The sequence below is a fragment of the Streptomyces sp. NTD107 genome, from assembly GCF_059510435.1.
The window spans coordinates 120,723-140,364 of sequence record NZ_JCAJZV010000014.1 but is presented as its reverse complement, the minus strand read 5'-3'; the positions used below and the strand labels follow the sequence as shown (position 1 = coordinate 140,364).

18 protein-coding genes and 2 pseudogenes are annotated in these 19,642 nt (G+C 72.5%); 3 read left to right on the top strand and 17 right to left on the bottom strand.

Annotated features, from left to right (window positions below):
- Nucleotides 1-42 precede the first annotated feature (42 nt).
- The 11 genes from AC5WRL_RS23895 to AC5WRL_RS23845 form a co-directional block, all read right to left on the bottom strand.
- On the bottom strand, nt 43-645 hold the full coding sequence (locus AC5WRL_RS23895) for a bacterial proteasome activator family protein (RefSeq protein WP_496090708.1): 603 nt from the start codon (nt 643-645) through the stop codon (nt 43-45).
- A 21-nt stretch (nt 646-666) separates the two neighbouring features.
- Nucleotides 667-3,489 (bottom strand): ABC transporter permease, encoded by a 2,823-nt coding sequence (locus tag AC5WRL_RS23890; protein WP_496090707.1) that lies wholly within the window; start codon nt 3,487-3,489, stop codon nt 667-669.
- Nucleotides 3,486-4,220 carry an ABC transporter ATP-binding protein gene (locus AC5WRL_RS23885; RefSeq protein ID WP_496090706.1) on the bottom strand — a complete coding sequence of 245 codons (735 nt, stop codon included), beginning with the start codon at nt 4,218-4,220 and terminating at the stop codon, nt 3,486-3,488. The genes AC5WRL_RS23890 and AC5WRL_RS23885 overlap by 4 nt, the downstream gene beginning before the upstream one ends.
- Nucleotides 4,217-4,882: a PadR family transcriptional regulator gene (locus tag AC5WRL_RS23880; RefSeq protein ID WP_496090705.1), complete on the bottom strand. Its 666-nt coding sequence runs from the start codon at nt 4,880-4,882 to the stop codon at nt 4,217-4,219. The genes AC5WRL_RS23885 and AC5WRL_RS23880 overlap by 4 nt, the downstream gene beginning before the upstream one ends.
- Nucleotides 4,883-4,943: 61 nt before the next feature.
- Entirely contained in the window at nt 4,944-5,216 is a 273-nt protein-coding gene (locus AC5WRL_RS23875; RefSeq protein WP_496090704.1) for a hypothetical protein, read from the bottom strand.
- 86 nt (nt 5,217-5,302) lie between these two features.
- Entirely contained in the window at nt 5,303-6,271 is a 969-nt protein-coding gene (locus AC5WRL_RS23870; RefSeq protein ID WP_496090703.1) for an NAD(P)H-quinone oxidoreductase, read from the bottom strand.
- A 151-nt stretch (nt 6,272-6,422) separates the two neighbouring features.
- The gene (locus AC5WRL_RS23865) at nt 6,423-7,946 is read right to left on the bottom strand and encodes an MFS transporter (protein ID WP_496090702.1); all 1,524 of its coding nucleotides are present in this window, start codon (nt 7,944-7,946) and stop codon (nt 6,423-6,425) included.
- Nucleotides 7,947-8,021: 75 nt separating this feature from the next.
- Entirely contained in the window at nt 8,022-8,648 is a 627-nt protein-coding gene (locus tag AC5WRL_RS23860; RefSeq protein WP_496090701.1) for a TetR/AcrR family transcriptional regulator, read from the bottom strand.
- 99 nt (nt 8,649-8,747) lie between these two features.
- Nucleotides 8,748-9,899, bottom strand: a complete 1,152-nt coding sequence (locus AC5WRL_RS23855) for a potassium channel family protein (RefSeq protein WP_496090700.1) — start codon at nt 9,897-9,899, stop codon at nt 8,748-8,750.
- Nucleotides 9,896-11,290, bottom strand: coding sequence for a molybdopterin molybdotransferase MoeA (locus AC5WRL_RS23850; protein WP_496090699.1), 1,395 nt, complete (start codon nt 11,288-11,290; stop codon nt 9,896-9,898). The genes AC5WRL_RS23855 and AC5WRL_RS23850 overlap by 4 nt, the downstream gene beginning before the upstream one ends.
- A complete protein-coding gene (locus AC5WRL_RS23845; RefSeq protein WP_496090698.1) occupies nt 11,287-12,138 on the bottom strand; it encodes an NTP transferase domain-containing protein in 852 nt (283 codons plus the stop codon). Before AC5WRL_RS23845 ends, AC5WRL_RS23850 begins: the two co-directional genes overlap by 4 nt.
- A gap of 167 nt (nt 12,139-12,305) precedes the next feature.
- On the opposite strand from AC5WRL_RS23845, the gene AC5WRL_RS23840 reads away from it, so the two are divergent.
- A complete protein-coding gene (locus tag AC5WRL_RS23840) occupies nt 12,306-12,608 on the top strand; it encodes a hypothetical protein (RefSeq protein ID WP_496090697.1) in 303 nt (100 codons plus the stop codon).
- Between the two features lie 50 nt (nt 12,609-12,658).
- Here the strand turns inward: AC5WRL_RS23840 and AC5WRL_RS23835 are convergent.
- From AC5WRL_RS23835 to pdhA, 5 genes and pseudogenes are all read right to left on the bottom strand, one after another.
- A pseudogene (locus tag AC5WRL_RS23835) lies at nt 12,659-13,381 on the bottom strand (class I SAM-dependent methyltransferase); the annotation flags it as partial.
- Nucleotides 13,381-14,235, bottom strand: a complete 855-nt coding sequence (locus tag AC5WRL_RS23830; protein ID WP_496090696.1) for a phosphotransferase enzyme family protein — start codon at nt 14,233-14,235, stop codon at nt 13,381-13,383. The gene AC5WRL_RS23830 and the pseudogene AC5WRL_RS23835, both read right to left, overlap by 1 nt.
- Before the next feature lie 60 nt (nt 14,236-14,295).
- On the bottom strand, nt 14,296-15,711 hold the full coding sequence (locus AC5WRL_RS23825) for a dihydrolipoamide acetyltransferase family protein (protein WP_496090695.1): 1,416 nt from the start codon (nt 15,709-15,711) through the stop codon (nt 14,296-14,298).
- Between the two features lie 5 nt (nt 15,712-15,716).
- On the bottom strand, nt 15,717-16,754 hold the full coding sequence (locus AC5WRL_RS23820; protein WP_496090694.1) for an alpha-ketoacid dehydrogenase subunit beta: 1,038 nt from the start codon (nt 16,752-16,754) through the stop codon (nt 15,717-15,719).
- A complete protein-coding gene (gene pdhA / locus AC5WRL_RS23815) occupies nt 16,751-17,911 on the bottom strand; it encodes a pyruvate dehydrogenase (acetyl-transferring) E1 component subunit alpha (protein WP_496090693.1) in 1,161 nt (386 codons plus the stop codon). Before pdhA ends, AC5WRL_RS23820 begins: the two co-directional genes overlap by 4 nt.
- A 144-nt stretch (nt 17,912-18,055) precedes the next feature.
- Here pdhA and AC5WRL_RS23810 point away from each other — a divergent pair, with 144 nt between their 5' ends.
- Nucleotides 18,056-18,574, top strand: coding sequence for an Lrp/AsnC family transcriptional regulator (locus tag AC5WRL_RS23810; RefSeq protein WP_496090692.1), 519 nt, complete (start codon nt 18,056-18,058; stop codon nt 18,572-18,574).
- A gap of 93 nt (nt 18,575-18,667) precedes the next feature.
- A complete protein-coding gene (locus AC5WRL_RS23805) occupies nt 18,668-19,312 on the top strand; it encodes a dihydrofolate reductase family protein (protein ID WP_496090691.1) in 645 nt (214 codons plus the stop codon).
- 10 nt (nt 19,313-19,322) lie between these two features.
- On the opposite strand, the pseudogene AC5WRL_RS23800 reads toward AC5WRL_RS23805, so the two are convergent.
- A pseudogene (locus AC5WRL_RS23800) lies at nt 19,323-19,598 on the bottom strand (Uma2 family endonuclease); the annotation flags it as partial.
- Between the last annotated feature and the right edge of the window lie 44 nt (nt 19,599-19,642).

The window sequence follows — 19,642 nt, the reverse complement described above, 5'->3', positions numbered from 1 at the left end:
CCGACCCCGGTGGGTCGGCGCCTTTGCGCTGTGCATGAGGTGTCAGAGGTACGGTCCCGAGCGCGCCGGGCCGTGCGGGTCGGTGGGGTGGTCACCCTCGTCGGGCAGCGCCCCGGGCGGCAGCGCCCGGCGCATCTGCTCCAGCTGCGCGCGGGCCGCCATCTGCTGCGCGAACAGCGCCGTCTGGATGCCGTGGAACAGCCCCTCCAGCCAGCCGACCAGCTGAGCCTGCGCGATCCGCAGCTCCGCCTCGGTGGGCAGCCGGTCGTCGGTGAACGGCAGCGAGAGCCGTTCCAGCTCCTCCACCAGCTCCGGCGCGAGGCCCTCCTCCAACTCCTTGACGGAGCTGGAGTGGATCTCCTTGAGCCGGTACCGGCTGGCCTCGTCCAGCGGGGCCGCCTTGACCTCCTCCAGCAGCTGCTTGATCATGCTGCCGATCCGCATGACCTTCGCCGGCTGCTCCACCATCTCCGTCACGGGAACCTCGGAGTGCTCCTCGCCCCCGCCCGTGCCTTCGCCCTCGCGGGGGGCGGGACCGGCGAGCGCCATGCCATCCGGCCCCACGACCAGGACCTGCGGGCGCTGGTCCTGGCTGTGGCCCTGGCCCTGGCTCTCCTGAGACGGTTCATTCCTCGGCTGAGTCATACCTCCATCATGCAACGTGGGTCACCCCGCGCGTCGGGCCAGGGTCACCCGCGAGCGGGTGAGCAGGGCGGCGAAGACCAGCGCGATGAGCGGCACGACCACGATGAGCTGGCCGAAGGTCTCCCACGGCAGCGCCAGGTGGAGCTCGGGGCGCTCACCGGGGTCCCAGCCCTCGGCGATCTCCTGGTTCCACCAGTCGAGCCGATCCTTGTGGTCGGACAGGATCAGGCCCACCGCCGGGATGAGCCCCGAGACACATCCCAGCACCACCCCCATCGCGGCGATCAGCCCGCACTGGAGTCCGGAGAGGGTACGCCGGATGCGGGGTGCCGCGCCGACCGCCGCGAGGGTGGCCAGGTCCGCCTCCGAGTCGGCCTGGGCCAGACCGGTGGCGATGCCGGCCGCGCCCAGCGCGATGACGGTGGCGGCGATGGCGATGATCATCAGCGCCATGGAGTTGTCGGCCTTGAAGCCGTTCTCGATCGACCAGTCGATGGAGCTGAGTGCCAGCTGGTCGATCTCACCGCGGAACGCCTGCTCCTCCGCGCTGGTGGGGATGTGCGAGGTGGCGTAGTAGGTGCCGGCGAAGATGGTGCGCAGGCCGGCCTGCTCGGCGGTCTCGGGGGAGATCAGCGTGTCCATGCCGTAGCCGTGGCTGTCCACGAGCAGGGCGGGGAGGGCGACGGACTGCTCCGGCTTGTCCTGCTCCCAGTCCGTGTACCCCTCGACGGTGACCTTGCCGTCGTCGCCGATGAGGTTGGAGTCGAAGACCAGGGCGCCGCCGTTCTCCAGCACCTCCCGGTACTCGGGCCGGTCGATGCCCAGGACCTTGAGAGCCGAGGCGTCGCCCACGCCCACCGAGCCGAGGTTGCTCAGCCCCCAGCCCTCGTTCCCGTTGAAGGCGCACCGCTCGTCCTGGCGCAGCTCGCGGAGCTCCTCGGCGGTCAGGGCGTCGCTCTCGTCCTCCCACAGCGGGCACAGCTTCTCGGGCGGGGTCGCCACCCTCACGTGGCACTCGGAGGAGTCGTTGCCCCATTCGTCGCGGACGCCCGGTGCGCAGCCGGGGAGCAGGGGAATGGCGGTCGCCAGGTCGGTGCGGTCGGTGACCGGCAGCGTCTTGTCGGCGGCAGCCCGCAGCGGGTCCAGCTGGGACTCGCTGCCGTTCCACACCGTGAGGGCGACGGTGCCGTCCGGCAGGTCGGGGATGTATCCGGCGCGCTGGTCGGCCTCGGCGCTGGAGACGATGGTGGCGATCGCGACGGCGCCGGCGGTGGCGGCGAGCACGGCGGCGACGGCCGGTGCCGTACGCCCCCGGTTGCGGGCGGCGTCGCGCATGGCGAGGCGCCCGGACAGCGGCAGGAAGCGGGCGAGCTTGCCGAAGCCGCCGACCAGCATCGGGGTGAGGGCCACCAGGCCGAGCTCGGCGATGACGGCGCCGGCGCCGACCATTTCGGCGCTGCTCATGGACAGGCCGCCGAGCAGGGCGATGGCGACGCCGCCGATGAGGGCGATGGTTCCGGCGATCGGCAGCGCCCGGCTGCCGCGGCGTACGCCCTTGGTGCCGGTGAGCGATTCCAGGACGGAGGAGCGGGACGCGTTGATCGCGGGGATCAGCGCGGCGAGGGTGCCGATGAACACGGCGAAGGCCGCGACGCCGAGCAGTTCCGTCCAGCGGAAGTCCCAGGCGCCGAACCGGGCGCCGTTCATGGTCTCCAGGAAGGGTCGGCCGAGGAGGACGGCGGCGATGCCCAGCGTGATGCCGGCCACGGCCGCCGCGGCGCCGAGCACGACACCGCTGGAGAGCATGATGGCGCGCAGCTGTGCCTGATCGCCGCCGTTGGAGCCGACCAGGCCGAGCTGGCGGCGGGAGCGGCGGGCGCCGACGGCGAAGGCGGGGCCGGCCAGCAGGCAGATCTCCAGGACGACCAGGGCGACGGCGACGCCGAGCACGGCGTACACCTCGCCGCCCATGTCGCCCGAGTTCCAGGGGTAGTAGTCCTCGCGCTGGACCAGGGGGATGTCGCTGTCCGGCGGCGGATTGAGGTGCACCTGGCGGGAGAGGACCGTCAGCCCGTGGGTGTTGGCCTCCATGACCGTGTCCCAGCTGACGCCGCCGTCGACGGCGACCAGGTAGCGGACGCTGGCGCCGTCCTCGCCGCGCGGCAGCAGCGGCAGCAGCGTGTCGTTGGGGGCCAGCAGTTCGGTGGCGCCGAGGGCGTTGGGCAGCTCGTAGGAGCCGGTGATGCGGACGGTCCGGTCGATCTCGGAGAGCTCGACGTCGTCGCCGACCTTCAGCCCGCTGTCCGTGAGGAACTGCCCGGTGGCGGCCACCTCACCGGGGCCGGCCGGCCACTCGCCGCTGAGCAGGGTGTACTTGCCCTGGGTGAGCGGGCTGCTGGGGTCGGTCTCCTTGATGTCGGCCCACATGATGCCGTAATCGGTGGTGATGTCGGCGTAGCCGGTGCGCTCGGGCAGCACGGTGGCGCCGTCGGGGAAGTGGTCCTCGGCGCGGAAGTCCGCGGGGCCGGCCGCGTCCTTGTCGTCGCTTCCCTCGCTGTCGTCGTCCTCCCACGAGGAGGACCACATCTCGTCGTTGGTCGGGTGCTGCATGATCGGGACGCCGGCCTCGTACACCTGGTACTCGGCGTCGGCGGTGCCGAGCTTGCGGGCCAGGCTCTCCTCGGCGGAGAGCTGGCTGGTGCGGACGGCCAGGTCGGCGCCGGCCACGCCCAGGATGGGCAGGGCGATCATGGCGACGACGAGGGCGCTGCGGCCCTTGGCGCGGATCGCGTCGCGGCGGGCTATGCGCAGCCCGAGCCGCCAGCGGGCGAGGGTACGGCTCACCGGTTCACCTCGCCGGTGAGCAGCGACTCGGCGGTGGGGGAGACGGTCTCGTCGACCATGGCGCCGTCGCGCAGGAAGACGACGCGGTCCGCCCAGGCCGCGTACCGGGACTCGTGGGTGACCATGATGCCGGCGGCGCCTTCGTCGCAGCGCCTGCGCAGCAGGGCGAGGACGGCCTCGCCGGTCTCGGAGTCGAGGGCGCCGGTGGGCTCGTCGGACAGGACGAGGCGGCGGTCGCCGACGAGGGCGCGGGCGATGGCGACGCGCTGCCGCTGGCCGCCGGACATCTCGTCGGGGAAGCGGTCGGCGACCTCGGGGAGATTGATCTCCTCCAGGGCGGCGAGGGCTTCCTTGCGCGCGGCGCGGGCGGACATGCCGTCGAGTTCGCGGGGCAGGGCGATGTTCTCGGCGGCGGTGAGGGCCGGGATGAGGTTGTAGTCCTGGAAGACGTAGCCGATGCTGGTGCGCCGGATCTTGGCGAGTTGGCTCTTGGTGAGGGTGCCGAGGTCGGTGCCCTCGATGAGGACCTGGCCGCTGGAGGCGGTGTCGAGGCCGCCGGCCAGGGTGAGGAGGGTGGACTTGCCGGATCCGGAGGGGCCCATGACGGCGACGAATTCGCCGGCCCGGACGGTCAGGTCGATGGAGTGCAGAGCTTGGACGGTGGCGACGCCGGTGCCGTGGACGCGGCTGAGGCCGCGCAGCTCAAGGATGGGTGCGCTGCTGGTGGTCATGTGGTGGTTCCCCCGATGATGTGGTGGTGGGTCGCGGGCTCGTCGTGTTCGTGTCCGGGCTCGTGTGCGGCCTCGTGGTCGGCGCCGTCATCCGGTGCGGTCCCGGTTACCGGCCTCGCGGGGCGCCGGGCGGCGAGGCGCAGGAGTCGGGACTCGCAGTGGTCCAGCCAGCGGGCTTCGGCTTCCGCGGAGAAGATCAGCTGTTCCAGGACCAGCAGCCAGGCGATTTCCTCGCCGGTCTCCGGGCCTTCGCCGGCCAGGGCCTGGGCCTTGAGGCGGGTGTAGTCCTGCATGGCCTTGAGGGTGTGGCGGCGCTGGGACTGGATGATGGCGGCGACGTCGATGCCCTCGGTGCCGACGGCCATGGCGAGCTTGATGGCGAGTTCGTCGCGGGAGGGGTGGGTGCGGTCGACGGGCTGTCGGTACCATTCGGCGAGTTCGCGGCGGCCGGCCTCGGTGATGCGGTAGCGCTGCTGCTTCCCGTCGCGTTCGCCGGCGGGCTCGATGAGCGCGTCACGTTCGAGGCGGCCGAGGGTCGTATAGACCTGGCCGATGTTGAGCGGCCAGGTGGCGCCGGTTCGGGACTCGAACTCGGTGCGCAGCTGGGAGCCGTACTTGGGCCCGTAGTCGAGCAGGGCCAGCAGGCCGTAGCGGATGGACATACCGCGTATGTATACCGAGTATGGTGGGCCCCTCGCAACTTGCCGGGTGCGCTGTTACGGGTTAGATACGCCGCAGTCGCAGAGCGAGGACACCCAGGCCGGCGCCGAGGCAGGCGAGCCCGGCCCCGAGCGGCAGTACGGGCAGCATCTCGCCGCCCCGTACCACCGGATCGGCCTCGCGGTACGGGGCGGGCTCGCTTCGCTGCCGGCCGGCGCTGTGGTCGGCGGCCTCATCGGCGCGGGCCGCCGGGGCGACCAGGAGAGCCGCCAGAAGAAGAAGGGTGGCGAGCGCCGCCATGATCATGATGACTTCCGTCCACACCCACACCCTCACGGCGCTCGATCCTCCGTAGACCGTCCGATGATGTAACCAGCGTCACATATGCGAAGGAAACGGGCATCTTGAACACGGGGAAAAGTTCAGGGTGTCAGGATGATCTTCCCGGTGTGGCCGCTGCGTTCCAGGATCCGGTGCGCCTGCGCGGCCTCGCTCATCGGCAGCTCGCGGTCCACCACGGGACGCACCCGCCCCTCCTCGATCAACGGCCACGCCCCCTCCCGTACCGCCGCCACGATCGCCGCCTTCCCGGCCGCCGGACGGGCCCGCAGCGAAGTGGCGGTGACGGTGCCGCGCTTGGCGAGCAACGCTCCGAGATTCAACTCCCCCTTGCGCCCGCCCTGAAGCCCGATGACGGCGATCCGGCCCCCCGTCGCGAGGGCGCGGAGATTCCGGTCCAGATACTGGGCACCCACGATGTCCAGAATGAGATCGCAGGAGTCCCGCAGCACGTCCGCGAAGTCAACATCCCGGTAATTGATCAGCACCTCGGCCCCCAACTCCCGGCAGACCGCCAGCTTCTCCGCGCTCCCGGCGGTCACCGCGACCCGGGCCCCCAGGGCGGCGGCCAACTGGACCGCCATCGTCCCGATCCCGCTGCCCCCGCCGTGCACCAGCAGCGTCTGCCCCGCGCGCAGCCCGCCGTCCCCCATGAACACGTTCGACCACACCGTGCACACCACCTCGGGCAGCGCGGCGGCGGCCACCAGCGACACCCCGCGCGGCACCGGCAGCAACTGCCCGGCCGGCACCACCACCCGCTGCGCGTACCCGCCGCCGGCGAGCAGCGCACACACCTGCTGTCCGACCTCCCAGCCCGCCACCCCGGGGCCCAGCGCGGCCACGGTGCCCGAACACTCAAGCCCCGGATAGGGCGAGGCCCCCGGCGGCGGATCGTAGAACCCCTGCCGCTGGAGCACATCGGCCCGATTGACCCCGGCGGCGGCCACCTCGACGAGGACCTCCCCCTCCCCGGGCGGCGCCGGCTCCGCCACCTCCGCCCAGCGCAGCACATCGGCACTGCCGGGACCCGTGATCGTGATCGCTCTCATACCGCCCGACGCTATCGCCGATCGGCCCCCTCCCGCCGGGGGGAAGGGGCCGATCGGCCGGGATCAGCTACGGATCAGCTGCGGATCAGCTGTGGTCCGGCTGCGGTCCGGCTGCGGTCCGGGTGCGGTCCGGGTGCGGTCCGGTCGCGGATCACATGTGGATCACCGGGGCGGCGTCCGGGTCCTCCTCGACCCGGCCACGGCGGTAGAGCACGGCGCACACCACCAGTCCGGCGACGAAGAAGCCCGCCGACCACACATAGGCGGTCGAGTAGCTCTCCAGCTGGGCCTGGGCGAGCACGGCCGGATCGCCGGGGTCCCGGCCGGTCAGATAGCTGGTGGCCGCGCTGGAGGCGAGGGTGTTGAGCAGGGCGGTACCGATGGAACCGCCGATCTGCTGCATGGTGTTGACCGTGGCGGAGGCCACCCCGGCGTCCTCGCTCCCCACCCCCGACGTGGCCAGGCTCATCGCCGGCGCCATGACCATGCCCAGCCCCAGGCCGGTGATGATCAGCGGCGGCAGCACGTGGGCCGCGTACGTGCTGGTCAGGTCGAGCCCGGTCATCCAGGCCATGCCGGCGGCGGCGATGCCCATGCCGAGCGGGATGACCGGCTTGGGGCCCAGGCGCGGGATGAGCACGCTGGTGGACAGGGTCGCGGTGATCATCAGCCCGGCGACCATGGGCAGGAAGGCCAGCCCGGTCTCGATGGGCGTGTAGCGCAGGCTTGCCTGGAGGTAGTAGGTGAGGAAGAGGAAGACACCGAACATGCCGGCACCACTGACCAGGACCGCGACGAACGAGGCGCCACGGTTGCGGTCCAGCAGGACGCGCAGCGGCAGCAGGGGGTTCGTGGCCCGGGTCTGCCACCAGGTGAAGGCGGTCAGCAGCAGCACGCCGGCCAGCAGGAAGCCCCAGGTGGCCACGGAGCCCCAGTCGTGGTGCTCGGCGTTGGCGAACCCGTAGACCAGGGCGAACAATCCGGTGGACACCATCAGGGTGCCGGGAACGTCCAGGGTCGCGGTACGGTCCCGGGCCGCGCGCTGGAGCAGCAGCGCCCCACCGATGAACGCGGCGACGGCGAAGAACAGATTGACGTACAGGGTCCAGCGCCAGTTGAGGGTCTCGGTGAGCACCCCGCCCAGCAGCAGACCGACCGCGCCGCCGGCCCCGGCGATGGCGCCGTAGACCCCGAACGCCTTGGCGCGCTCCTTGGCGTCGGTGAAGGTGGTGGTCAGCAGGGACAGCGCGGCGGGTGCCAGCAGCGCGCCGAAGACGCCCTGGAGGGCGCGGGCGGCGACCAGGACCTCGAAGCTGCCGGCCGCGCCGCCGAGCGCGGAGGCGCCGGCGAAGCCGACGAGCCCGGTCAGGAAGGTGACCTTGCGGCCGAAGAGGTCGGCTATGCGACCGCCGAGCAGCAGCAGACTGCCGAAGGCCAGGGCGTAGGCGGTGACCACCCACTGGCGGTCGCCGTCGGTGAAGCCGAGGTCCTCCTGGGCGGAGGGCAGTGCGATGTTCACGATGGTGGCGTCGAGGACCACCATGAGCTGGGCGAGCCCGATGACGATCAGGATCCACCAGCGGTGCGGCACGGGCGCCGGCCGTGCGGCGGCGGGCGCGGCCTTGTCGGGGCCGGTGCCGGCACCGGCGGGGGCGGTGGCGGTGGTACGGGACATGGCGGAGAACTCCAGTGGAGGTGGACGGATGGCGGGGAGGGTTCGGCGGGGTGGGGCGGGGTGGGGTGGGGCGGTTCAGGTGGTGCGCAGGACCGGCAGCACCACCTGGTCGACGTAGCGGCTCAGGTAGGAGGGTTCGGCGGGGAGCCCGTCCAGCAGCGGGCGGGCGAACAGTGCCGAGAAGATCAGCGCCGGCACGAAGTCCATGGCCTCCGGTACGGCTGGCAGCTCGCCGCGCTCCACGGCCCGCACGGCCAGCGCCAGCAGCCGCTCGCGCTCGGGCGCGAACAGCGTCTCGCGCAGGGCCCGGCCCAGGTCGGGGTCGGTGAGCGCGATGTGCGCGAGCCCGGCGATCAGCGCGGTGTCCTTCTCGCCGCCGGCGGCGACCTCGGCCGCCAGGGCCAGCAGGTCGCCGCGCAGGGTGCCGGTGTTGATCTGGCCGAGGTCGAAGGGCCGGGTGGCGTACAGCGCGGCGGCCACCAGCTGTGGTTTGCCCTCCCACTGCCGGTACAGCGTGGCCTTGCTGCACCGGGCGCGGGCCGCGACGGCGTCCATGGTCAGCGCCTCGTAGCCGGTCTCCCGGAGTACGTCGATGGTGTTGAGCAGCAGTTCGTGTTCCCGCTCGGGCGTCATGCGCGGGCGGCGGACGGGCGGGGGCGCGGGCGTGGACGTGGACGTGGGCGCGGGGGGTTCGGCGGTCATGGGGGTCACTCCCTCACGGATCGAGTACGAAACGGTTCCGTACTAAAACTAGATCCGGATCGGGAGAAACGCAAACGTTCTTTTTTGTGCGGGCCGGGCTCAGCGGCGCGGGATGCGCCAGGAACCCGGGCCCTTCTGCGGCTTCCCCCGGTCCCGGTCCGGCGGCGCGGGCAGCGACTCGTCCGCCTCCCGGATGCGGTGGATGACCACCAGGCGGTCGGTCAGCTCCAGGGTGGCCGCGTCCGGGTGGTCGAAGGGCAGCAGCCGGTGACCCCGTATCACCGACACGACCAGGTCATCGACCTCGCGCGGCGAACGGCCCGCCTCCGCCTTCGTCACCGGGCGTTCGCGCAGCGACAGCCCCTTGCCCTGCTGGATCAGATCCTCCATCACCGCGCCGGACGACGGGCTGATCATCGAAAGACCCAGCAGCCGGCCGACCGCGCTGGCGCTGGTGATCACCGAGTCCGCGCCGGACTGCTTGAGCAGCGGAACGTTCTCCTCCTCCCGCACCGAGGCCACGATCTTGACGGTCTTGCTCAGCTGGCGCGCGGTGAGCGCCACCAGCACGGCGGTGTCATCGCGCTGGGTGGCGATCACGATCTGCCGGGCCCGATCGGCCCGCGCCCGTACCAGCACGTCACTGCGGGTCGCGTCACCGACCACCCCCGCGTAGCCGGCGGCGTTGGCGGCGGCCACCACGCCCTTGCTGGGGTCGACGACCACGATCTGGTCCTGGGAGAGCCCGGTGGACATCAGGGTCTCGGCGGCGCTGCGGCCCTTGGTGCCGAAGCCGACGATGACGGTGTGATCGCGCAAGATCTTCCTCCAGTGAGCCAGCCGCCACTGCTCGCGGGTGCGCTCGGTCAGGACCTCCAGTGTCGTACCGACCAGGATGATCAGAAACAGTATGCGCAGCGGGGTGATGAGGATCGTGGTCAGCAGCCGCGCCTTGTCGCTGACCGGCACGATGTCGCCGTAGCCGGTCGTGGAGAGCGAGACGGTGACGTAGTAGACGGAGTCGAGGAGGCCGACCGGCTGGCCGGTGATGTTGTCCTTGTAGCCGCCCCGGTCGAAGTAGACGATGACGACCGCGGTCGCCATCACCGCCAGGGCCATGAACAGCCGCCGCAGCACCTGGAGCAGCGGCCCGCCCACCGAGCGCGGCAGATGGACCCCGTGCGACTGGTCGTCGGCGTCGGACCGCTGCGGCGGCACGGTGGGGAGGGCGGCGAGATTCGGCAGTCTCATGCCGGCGGGAGCTCCAGAAGCTGGACCGGGTCCTCGGGGGCGACCCCGCCCGGTGGGATGACCGCCAGTGCGGACGCGGCGGCGATGCCGCGGAGCATGGCCGGGCCGGCGTAGCTCAGCGGTACGGCGACCGAGCCGTCGGCGGGGCACCGTACCGGCACGAGGTGGGTGTCGGTGCGGTGCCCGCCGAACGCCTCGCCCGCGGTGGCGGTCCTGGTGGCCGGGGGCATCCGGCCGGACAGCGCGTGCAGCAGCGGCGCGGCGAGGGTGAGCAGGCCGGCGACGGCGGCGAGCGGATTGCCGGGGAGACCGACCACGGGGGTGCCGCCGTCGGGGAGTTCGGCGAGCAGCATGGGGTGGCCGGGGCGGACGGTGACGCCGCTGATGAGGATGGTGGCGTCCAGGGCGCGCAGGGTGGCGCGCAGATGGTCGACGGGGCCCGCCGCCGTACCGCCGGTGGTGACGATGAGATCGGCGCGGCTGGTCTCGATCGCCTCGCGCAGCGCGTCGGCGTCGTCGCCGAGGCGGCGGGTGACGAGGACTTCGGCGCCCAGGGCGGCCAGCCAGGGGCCGGTCATCGGGCCGAGCGCGTCGCGGATGCGGCCGTCGTGGGGCAGGCCGTGGTGCAGGAGTTCGTCGCCGAGGACGAGGACTTCGGCGCGCGGGAGCGGGTGGACGGCCAGTTCGTCGTAGCCGGCGGCGGCGGCCAGGCCGAGGGCGGCGGGGGCGAGGCGGGTGCCGGAGGGGAGGAGTTCGGCGCCGGAGCGGCACTCCTGGGCGCGGGGGCGGATGTCGGCACCGAGGCGGGGAAGCCGGCCGCGCAGCGTGCCGCCGCGGGCGGTGGCGTTCTCGGCGCGGACGATGGCGGTGCTGCCCTCGGGGACCCGGGCGCCGGTGGCGATCCGGATGGCCTGGCCGTCGTCGAGGCGGGCGGGGCGGCCGGGGGCGCCGGCCAGGAGGCCGGGGCCCGGGCCGGGGGCGGTGATCAGCGTCCAGGGGCCGGGGCCGTTGACCGCCCAGCCGTCCATGGCGGAGGTGTCGAAGGCGGGCAGGTCGGTGAGCGCGGTCAGCGGGGCGGCCAGGGTGTGGCCGAGGGCGCGCTCCAGCGGGAGGCGGCGGGGGGTGAGCGGTACGGCGCTGCGGTACGCGACGGTGCGGGCCGACTCCCAGGTGTGCGGGGGTACGGGGCGCTCGTCGGGGGCCCGGGGCGGGTCGGGGATGACGGCGGTGGAGTGGGAGTGGCCCGGGAGGGAACCGGAGCGGGGATCGGGGTGCGGACCGGGGTGCGGACCGGGGTACGGACCGGGGTGGGCGTCGGAGTGGGCGTCGGAGTGGGGGCGGTAGCCGTTGGCGAGGGCGAGCGCGTCGTCGAACTCGTCGTGGTCCCTCATGCGGACTGCCCCTCCTTCCCTTCCTGCTGCTGCTCCTGCTGCCCCTCCGGCTTTCCTTCCGCCTCCCAGCGGAGGGCGAGCGCGGCGACCCGGCGGGCGGCCTCGGCGGGGGTGAGGCCGTGCTTGGCGGCGGCGTACCCGATGAGGAAGGTGGTGAGCGGCGCGGCCGGGCGGGCGACCGCGTGCGCGACATCGCGGGCGGCGTCGAGCAGCACGGCGCGGTCCAGACCCGGGTCGATGTCGAGTTCGGCGTTGACGGCGGCGATCCATTCGTCCAGCACGGTCCCATGCTCCTTGATCCGGACCCGGGCGGCGGCGATCTCGGCCCAGGTGTCGCAGTCGAACGTTGTGGTGCCCTCGGGGAGGCGGTGCAGGTGGAGGGCAGGAAGCAGCGTACGCAGCGGGGCGCCGTGCACGGCGGGCAGTGTGGCCAGGGCGCGCCGCAGCGGCGCGGTGCGGTAGACCGCGGTGAGCGGCTGGTCGCGGCCGGCGGCGTCCTGGAACAGCACGCCGTCGGCGTCCGGGGGGAGGGCGGCGAGGAGGGTGCGCGGGGTGGCCGGGGTGAGAAACGGCAGATCGGTGGCGAGGACGGCGACCAGCGGAGCGGTGACGTGGCCGGCCCCGGCGGCGAGCGCGGCGAGCGGGCCGCCGCCGGGCGGGTCCTCGCGTACCCAGTGGACGTCGCTCCGGGTGGTACGTGCCGGGCCGACGACGATGGTGCGGCGCGCGTCGCGGCAGGCGGCCAGCACCCGGTCGAGCAGCGTACGGGTGCCGACCGTCACGGCGGCCTTGTCCGTACCGCCGAGGCGGCGCGCGGCGCCGCCGGCGAGGACGATCGCGTCGAACATGGCAAGCAGCCTAACGAGGTGGCCGCTCGGCCGGACCATGGCGAGAAAAGGGGCGGGTTCACTCCGTAGGGTGATGACGGAAAGGATGCCAATGACTACTCTCAGTAGTTGTCGGGCCGGGGTGGAGTCGCTGCCCCGGGCGATGTTCTCGTGAGGAGTCACGCATCATGTTGTCTCGTTTCACCGCCGTGGCCGGCGCGGTGGCGCTCGCCCTGGGCCTGGGCACGGCCTTCGCCGCCCCGGCAGCCGCCGCCCATGGCGAACTGCGCGGCACCCACTGGTTCGTGCAGAACCCCACCGGCTGCGTCAACGTCCCCGAACGCCCCCTGAAGGTCTACAACTTCACCAACCAATACGCCCTCATCTACCAGCACCCGGACTGCACCGGCGCGATCACCGAGGTCGTCCCACCCGGCGGCACCTCGGGAGACTTCTCCGCCTCCCTCGGCCGCTCGGTCTGGGTCGACTGACCCGACCCCGACCCCGACCCTGACCCCGACCCCGCCCCCGCCCCTGGCCGCGCTGCCGCCGCCTCGACGACGAAGAACAGGAAGCAGGGTTTGGCGGACAGGCCGGGGAAGTCGTCGGGGAACAGTTCGCGGGCGGCCGGGTCGGGTTGCGGCTCGCTGATGACGGAGACCCGGAAACCGGCGGCGGCGAAGGCATCGGTCATCGCGTGCAACGGCCTGCGCCAGAACCTCATCGGGAAGGAGCGTCCACCGAAGGTCCAGTCGAACGAATAGGGGGTGGTCGCGAAGTAGTCGGGCCGGGGATCCTGGAACGTGTAGCCGACGAAAGGGTGATCCACCGAGGCGATCAGCCGGCCGCCGGGCCGCAGTACCCGGCGCAACTCGGCCAGGGGCGGCCCCCAGTCCTCCAGGTAATGCAGCACCAGCGAGGCGAGGACATCGTCGAACGCACCGTCCGGGAAGGGCAGCGGGTCGCGCAGGTCGGCGACATGCAGGGCCGCGTCGGCACCCAGCCGCCGCCGCGCCAGCGCCACCATCCCGGCGCTGGAGTCCATCCCGGTGACGAGGGCACCCTGCTCGCGCAGCGCGGCGAACAGGGGTCCGGCGCCGCAGCCGGCGTCCAGAATCCGGCGGCCTGCCACGTCCCCGGCCAGGGACAGCATCGCGGGCCGCTCGTAGTACGCGTTCACGAGGCTGGTCTCGCTCACGGCCGAGTAAGCCTCGGCGAAGCCGTCGTAGTCGTTCGCACGTTTCATCGTCGCAGCCTGGTGCATCAACGGGGGCGGATATCGAGCCCGTGGTGATCGATGCCCGCCCGGAGCCGGCCGAGCCATTCGGTGCCCAGCCGGCGTCCGTCGGGGAGTCGGTCGTCCCGGTCCCAGCGCCAGGTGGTGATCATCGCCAGTACGAGGAGGTAGCAGTTACGCAGGAGATCCCGGTCGATGCCCGGATAGTGCTCGCCGACCCCTTCGGGGGCGTGGGCGAGATCGAACTCGACGGGGCCGCGGCAGCACGTCTCCAGATCGATGAACAGCAGCCCGCCGCGCGTCGTGAGGAGGTTGCCCGGGTGTGGCTCGCCGTGCAGCAGTTGCCCGGGGCCGGCCTGCTCGCTGACCAACCGGCGCAGGGTCCGCAGCGCGTCGCCGAGCAGTCTCCGGTCCGGGGCGGCGAGTGCGGGAGTACGGCCGGGGTCCGCCACGAGGCGCTGTGCCTGCTCCACCCGATCCGTGAAGTGCGGTGTGGGGAAGTCGAGTTCGCGCATACCGGCGTGCAGTCGCGCCAGCGCGTGGGCGTAGTCGGCCGGTGCGACCTCGTGAGCCGTGACGGGTTCGTAGTAGGTCCACAGCGTGATGTCGAAGCCGTCACGCTGATGGACGCCGGGCTCCACCCGGGGGTCGAGAGCGGCCACCGGGCACCCGGCCCCGGCGAGCCGCTGGGCGAGATCGACCTCGAACTGTGCGACCTGGTGCGCCGCGGGTGCCACCCGGGCCAGGACGTCGCAGGGCAGCAGTCGGAGAGTGAGCTTGTTCGAGTTGTGCAGAACGACGACGTTGTCGACCGGCAGACCCAGAGAGGAGGCGACCGACCTGGCCGCCGCCACCGCACGCGGCGTCTGGAACAACTGCATTGCGGCCCGGCCCCTTTCCCTTGAGCACTGCTACGACTGCGCAACCTACCAAGTCGTCGGCTACAGGTCGGCGAGGAGCGAGAGGGGGGATTCGACCCGGTCGGCCACGTGGCGCAGGAAGCCGCCGGCCACGGCGCCGTCGCAGACCCGGTGGTCGAAGGTGAGGGACAGCTGGACGACCTGACGCAGCGCCAGTTCGCCCTGGTGGGCCCACGGCTTGGGGGTGATCCGGCCGACGCCGAGCATGGCCGCCTCCGGGTGGTTGAGGATCGGGGTGGAGCCATCGACGCCGAAGACACCGTAGTTGTTGAGGGTGAAGGTGGAGCCGGTGAGTTCGGCGGGGCGCAGGGTGCCGGCGCGGGCGGTGTCGGTGAGGCGGGTGAGTTCGGCGCCCAGTTCGCGGGTGGTACGGCGGTGGGCGTCGCGCAGTACCGGGACCAGCAGGCCGCGTTCGGTCTGGGCGGCGAAGCCGAGATGGATGGAGGGGAGGGTGACGATCGCGTTGCCGGCGGTGTCGAAGGTGGCGTTGAGCTGCGGATAGCGGGCCAGGGCGGCCACACAGATCCGGGCGAGGAGGGCGAGCAGGGGCAGTTCGGTGGCACGACGGGCGGCGAGGAGTTCGGTGGCGTCGGCGTCCACCCAGCAGGTGACGTCGGGGATCTCGGTCCTGCTGCGGCTGAGCTTGGCGGCTGCCGCCGCCGCGATACCGCGCAGCGGGGTTCGCTGTCCGGTGGCGGCCGGCGCCGGTTCGGGCGCGCGCGGTGCGGTGCGGGCCTCGACATCGGCCCGCAGGATCAGGCCGTCGGGCCCGGAGCCCCGTACGGTCCGCAGGTCGATGCCGCGCTCACGGGCCAGCCTGCGCACCAGCGGCGAGATCACCGCGACGGAGGAGGAGCGAGAGGGCGAGGGCAAGGGCGAGAGGGAGGGCGAGGGGGAAGGGGCGGGGGAGGGGAGGGGGGAGGGGGGCCCCTTGGTGGTGGTTGCGGTGGCCGTGGCGGTCGTCGTTCCGGTGCCGTAGCCGACCAGGACCTGGCCGGAGCCGCCGCCGGGCTGTCCGCCGTTCGCAGCGCCCGTGTCCGCAATCGCGCCCGGGTCCGTGCTCGTACGCGCGCCCGTACGCGCGACCGTACGCGCGACCGTGTCCGTACTCGTACCCGCTCCGGTACTCGTGGCCGTACTCGTACCTGCGGCCGGGGTCGCCCCGGGTGTGGTGCCCGGGGCCGCGTACGCCGCCGGGCCCGGGCCGCGCACGCTCACCAGGGGGGAGCCGACCGGGATTTCCTCGCCCTCCGCGCCGAAGCGTTCGGTGACCACGCCCGCGTATGGGCACGGCACCTCCACCATCGCCTTGGCCGTCTCGACCTCCACCACCGGCTGGTCGACGGTCACTTCCTCGCCGACGTTCACCAGCCAGCGGACGATCTCGGCGCCGGTCAGGCCCTCACCCAGATCGGGGAGGAGAAAGGTTTCGGCCATGGCGTTCACTCCTCCCACTGGAGGCGGGCGACCGCGTCCAGGATCCGGGCGGTGTCCGGCAGATGGTGCCGCTCCAGCAGCGGCGGCGGGTAGGGGATGTCGAAGCCGGTGACGCGCAGCACCGGCGCCGCCAGATGGTGGAAGCACCGTTCTGTGATCCGCGCGGCGATCTCGGCGCCCGGCCCGGCGAAGCCGGTCGCCTCGTGGACGACCACCGCCCGCCCGGTCCGCCGTACCGCCTCGCACACCGTCGCGTCGTCGAACGGGACCAGGGTGCGCAGGTCGATGACGCCCACGTCCCAGCCCCGGGTGCGGGCCGCCTCCTCCGCCGCCGCCAGGCACAGCGGCAGCGACGGGCCGTACGTGATGAGGGTGGCCGAGGCGCCGGTGCGGCGGACGGCGGCCCGGCCCAGTGGCGGGGCGGCGGGGGGCGCGTCCAGGTCCACGGTGTCCTTGGACCAGTACAGCCGCTTCGGCTCCAGGAACACCACCGGGTCGTCGGAGGCGATGGCCTGCCGCAGCAGTCCGTACGCGTCGGCGACCGTCGCCGGGGTGACCACGTGCAGCCCGGGGGTGGCCATGTAGTACGCCTCGGAGGAGTCGCTGTGGTGTTCGACGCCACCGATGCCGCCGCCGTACGGGATGCGGATGGTGAGCGGCAGCGGCATCGCGCCACGCGTACGGTTCCGCATCCGGGAGACGTGCGAGACCAGTTGTTCGAACGCCGGGTAGGCGAACGCGTCGAACTGCATCTCGACCACCGGCCGCAGCCCGTACATGGCCATCCCGGTGGCGGTGCCGAGGATGCCGGCCTCGGCCAGCGGCGTGTCGGCGCACCGCTCGGGCCCGAACTCCGCCGCCAGGCCGTCCGTGATGCGGAAGACGCCGCCCAGGGTGCCGATGTCCTCGCCCAGCAGGTGCACCGCCGGGTCGGCGGCCATCGCGTCGCGCAGGGCGCGGCGCAGTGCCTCCGCCAGTGATACGGGACGGGCGCCCGTGGTCGGTGTCGGTGTCGTGGTGGTCGTGGTGGTCGTCGTGGTCATCCCCTCGCCTCCTGCCGCAGTCGCTCGGCCTGTTCGGCGAGTTGGGTGGTGGGGCGGGCGTATACGTGGGTGAAGAGGTCGCCTGGGTCGAGTACCGGCTCGGCGTGCAGGTGTTCGCGCAGCCGGGCGGCCATGGTCTCGGCGGCGTCCTTCGCGGCGCGTTCGTCGTCCTCGCCGAGCAGTCCGTGCCGGCGCAGTGCCTCCGCCAGCAGCGGCAGCGGATCGTGCGTGCGCCAGGCGGCGACCTCCGACTCGGCGCGGTAGCGGGTGGCGTCGTCGGCGTTGGTGTGGGCGTCGAGCCGGTAGGTGAGCGCCTCGACGAGGGTCGGTCCGCCGCCGGCGCGGGCTCGTCGTACCGCTTCCGCCAGTACCTCGTACACGGCGGGCGCGTCGTTGCCGTCCACCAGTCGCCCGGGCATGCCGTAGCCGACGGCTTTGTGCGCGATGGTGGGGGCGGCGGTCTGCCGGGCGAGGGGTACGGAGATGGCGAAGCCGTTGTTCTGTACCAGGAAGACGACGGGGGCCTGCCAGACGGCGGCGAAGTTCAGGGCCTCGTGGAAATCGCCTTCGGAGGTGCCGCCGTCGCCGACCAGGGCGAGGGCGACGACGTCGTCGCCCTTGAGGCGGGCGGCGTGGGCGAGGCCGACCGCGTGGGGGAGTTGGGTGGCCAGCGGGGTGGCGAGCGGGGCGATGCGGTGGGCGGCGGGGTCGTACCCGGTGTGCCAGTCGCCGCGCAGCAGGCCGAGCGCGGCGACCGGGTCCAGGCCGCGGGCGACGGCGGCGAGGGTGTCGCGGTAGCTGGGGAAGAGCCAGTCCTGGTCGGCGAGTACCTGTGCGGCGGCGATCTGGCAGGCTTCCTGGCCGGTGGAGGAGGGGTAGACGGCGAGTCGGCCCTGCCGGGTGAGGGCGGTGGCCTGCTGGTTGTAGCGGCGGCCGAGGACGAGGCCGTGGTAGAGGGCGAGCCAGCGTTCGCGGTCGGTGTCGCCGGGGCGTTCGCGGGGGGTGCCGAGCAGGTGGTACGGCTCGGTCTCGGGGAGCAGTGGCGTGGGGTCGGTGCGGGGTGGGCGGCGCCAGGGCGGTGGTGGTACGGGCTGCTCGCGGTTGTCGGTGTCGGCGTCGGTGCGTGATGACGTCGGTGGTTCGTGCAGCACGGTCATGGTCCGCGTCTCCCCTCTCACGTCTCCCTACCGATTGTTCGGTTGATGAGGCAGGTTGGCCAGAGCCGGACGGGCGCTGTGGACTGCTGGCCCCGATTGGCGTGCTATGGGTGCAGGACGTCCAGAAAGGGAAGGCCGCTCCATATGCCGGAGGACCAGATGACTTCGAACCCCGCGAGACCCCTCGACTCCATTGACAGCGCGATACTGCTGCATCTGCGGGCGGACGGCCGGGCCTCGGTCCGTGAGGTCGCCCAGCGGGTGCACATCTCCCGGGCCAACGCGTACGCCCGTATCAACCGGATGCTGGCGGACGGGGTGATCCGCGGTTTCACGGCCCGGGTGGACCACGAGCGGGCCGGGCAGGGCGCGGCGGCGTACATCACGCTGAAGATCGTCCAGGACAGCTGGCGTACGGTACGGGCCCGGCTGGAGCGGCTGCCGGGGGCGGCGCACATCGCGCTGGTCAGCGGGGACTTCGATGTGCTGCTGCTGGTGCACACCCGGGACAACCGGGAGCTGCGGGAGCTGGTGCTGACCCGGATTCAGGCGATCCCGGAGGTGATCAGTACCCGCACGCTGCTGGTGTTCGAAGAAACGGATCTGCTGCCCGAACGGCGCCCGGGGCGGCCGGTGGAGAAGACACCGCCCGAACGCCGATGAGTTGCCGCCAGATCCCGGGTCCTCCCTGTGAGAGAACGAATTCCGGCGTACTTCGGCCTTCGTATTTCGTCAGCGGATCACCAGGAGCGATCGATGGGCACCCTCGTCACCTTGCAGACCTTCCTCACCCTCGACGGCGTCATGCAGGCCCCGGGCGGGCCGGAGGAGGACACCAGCAGCGGTTTCGAGCACGGCGGCTGGAGTGTGCCGTACGCGGACGAGGCGTTCGGCGAGGCGGTCGCCGGCTGGTTCCGGGCGGGTGAGGGCTATCTGCTGGGGCGCCGTACGTACGACATCTTCGCCGCGTACTGGCCGCATGTGGCCGATCCGCACGAGGCGCCGGTGGCGGAGAATCTGAACGGGCTGCCCAAGTACGTGGCCTCCCGCACCCCCGATCTGCGCCTGGAGTGGCAGAACTCGGCGCAGCTCGGCGCGGATGTGGTGGCTGAGGTGGCGGCGCTGAAGCGGCGCGAGCCGCAGCGGCCGGGCGGCGAGCTCCAGATCCATGGCAGCGGCGAGTTCGCGCAGACCTTGCACGCGGCGGGGCTGATCGATGAGTACCGGCTGTTCGTCTATCCGGTGGTGCTGGGGACCGGCAAGCGTCTCTTCCCGGAGGGCAGTACCCCGGCGGCCCTGGAATTGGTCAGCTCGGCGACGACCTCGACCGGGGTGACGATCCAGACCTACCGCCCGGCGGGCAGGCCGGCGTACGGCTCCTTCGACGACCCGGGTCAGTAGCCGGTGCCCCTCAGCCCAGATCCTTGGTGCCGATCTCGATGCCGAACGGCTCCGGCAGCTGAATGGGCGTCCCGAAGGGGTGCGGCCCGTCGACCCGGCTGTAGCCCAGCTCTCCCGGGTGGCTGAACAGCGAACAGGACCGCTCCTGCCGGTCCACCAGCAGATACAGCGGAGCACGGAACTCGGCGTACCGGCGTCGTTTGACCACGCGGTCGGTGTCGGCGTTGGAGTCGGAGGTGACCTCGACGATCAGCAGCGCCTGGTCCGGCAGCAGGGCCCCGGCGCCTGTTTACGTCATCCGGCCCATCCGCGGGGCCTGTGCCCGGGGTT

Coding starts and splice junctions, on each gene's coding strand:
- AC5WRL_RS23820 (WP_496090694.1), bottom strand. CDS start 16,754: ATGACCACGACGACCACCACGACCACCACGACACCGACACCGACCACG.
- AC5WRL_RS23805 (WP_496090691.1), top strand. CDS start 18,668: ATGGGCACCCTCGTCACCTTGCAGACCTTCCTCACCCTCGACGGCGTC.
- AC5WRL_RS23860 (WP_496090701.1), bottom strand. CDS start 8,648: ATGACCGCCGAACCCCCCGCGCCCACGTCCACGTCCACGCCCGCGCCC.
- AC5WRL_RS23850 (WP_496090699.1), bottom strand. CDS start 11,290: ATGAGGGACCACGACGAGTTCGACGACGCGCTCGCCCTCGCCAACGGC.
- AC5WRL_RS23810 (WP_496090692.1), top strand. CDS start 18,056: ATGCCGGAGGACCAGATGACTTCGAACCCCGCGAGACCCCTCGACTCC.
- AC5WRL_RS23830 (WP_496090696.1), bottom strand. CDS start 14,235: ATGCAGTTGTTCCAGACGCCGCGTGCGGTGGCGGCGGCCAGGTCGGTC.
- pdhA (WP_496090693.1), bottom strand. CDS start 17,911: ATGACCGTGCTGCACGAACCACCGACGTCATCACGCACCGACGCCGAC.
- AC5WRL_RS23885 (WP_496090706.1), bottom strand. CDS start 4,220: ATGACCACCAGCAGCGCACCCATCCTTGAGCTGCGCGGCCTCAGCCGC.
- AC5WRL_RS23895 (WP_496090708.1), bottom strand. CDS start 645: ATGACTCAGCCGAGGAATGAACCGTCTCAGGAGAGCCAGGGCCAGGGC.
- AC5WRL_RS23880 (WP_496090705.1), bottom strand. CDS start 4,882: ATGTCCATCCGCTACGGCCTGCTGGCCCTGCTCGACTACGGGCCCAAG.
- AC5WRL_RS23870 (WP_496090703.1), bottom strand. CDS start 6,271: ATGAGAGCGATCACGATCACGGGTCCCGGCAGTGCCGATGTGCTGCGC.
- AC5WRL_RS23865 (WP_496090702.1), bottom strand. CDS start 7,946: ATGTCCCGTACCACCGCCACCGCCCCCGCCGGTGCCGGCACCGGCCCC.
- AC5WRL_RS23845 (WP_496090698.1), bottom strand. CDS start 12,138: ATGTTCGACGCGATCGTCCTCGCCGGCGGCGCCGCGCGCCGCCTCGGC.
- AC5WRL_RS23825 (WP_496090695.1), bottom strand. CDS start 15,711: ATGGCCGAAACCTTTCTCCTCCCCGATCTGGGTGAGGGCCTGACCGGC.
- AC5WRL_RS23840 (WP_496090697.1), top strand. CDS start 12,306: ATGTTGTCTCGTTTCACCGCCGTGGCCGGCGCGGTGGCGCTCGCCCTG.
- AC5WRL_RS23855 (WP_496090700.1), bottom strand. CDS start 9,899: ATGAGACTGCCGAATCTCGCCGCCCTCCCCACCGTGCCGCCGCAGCGG.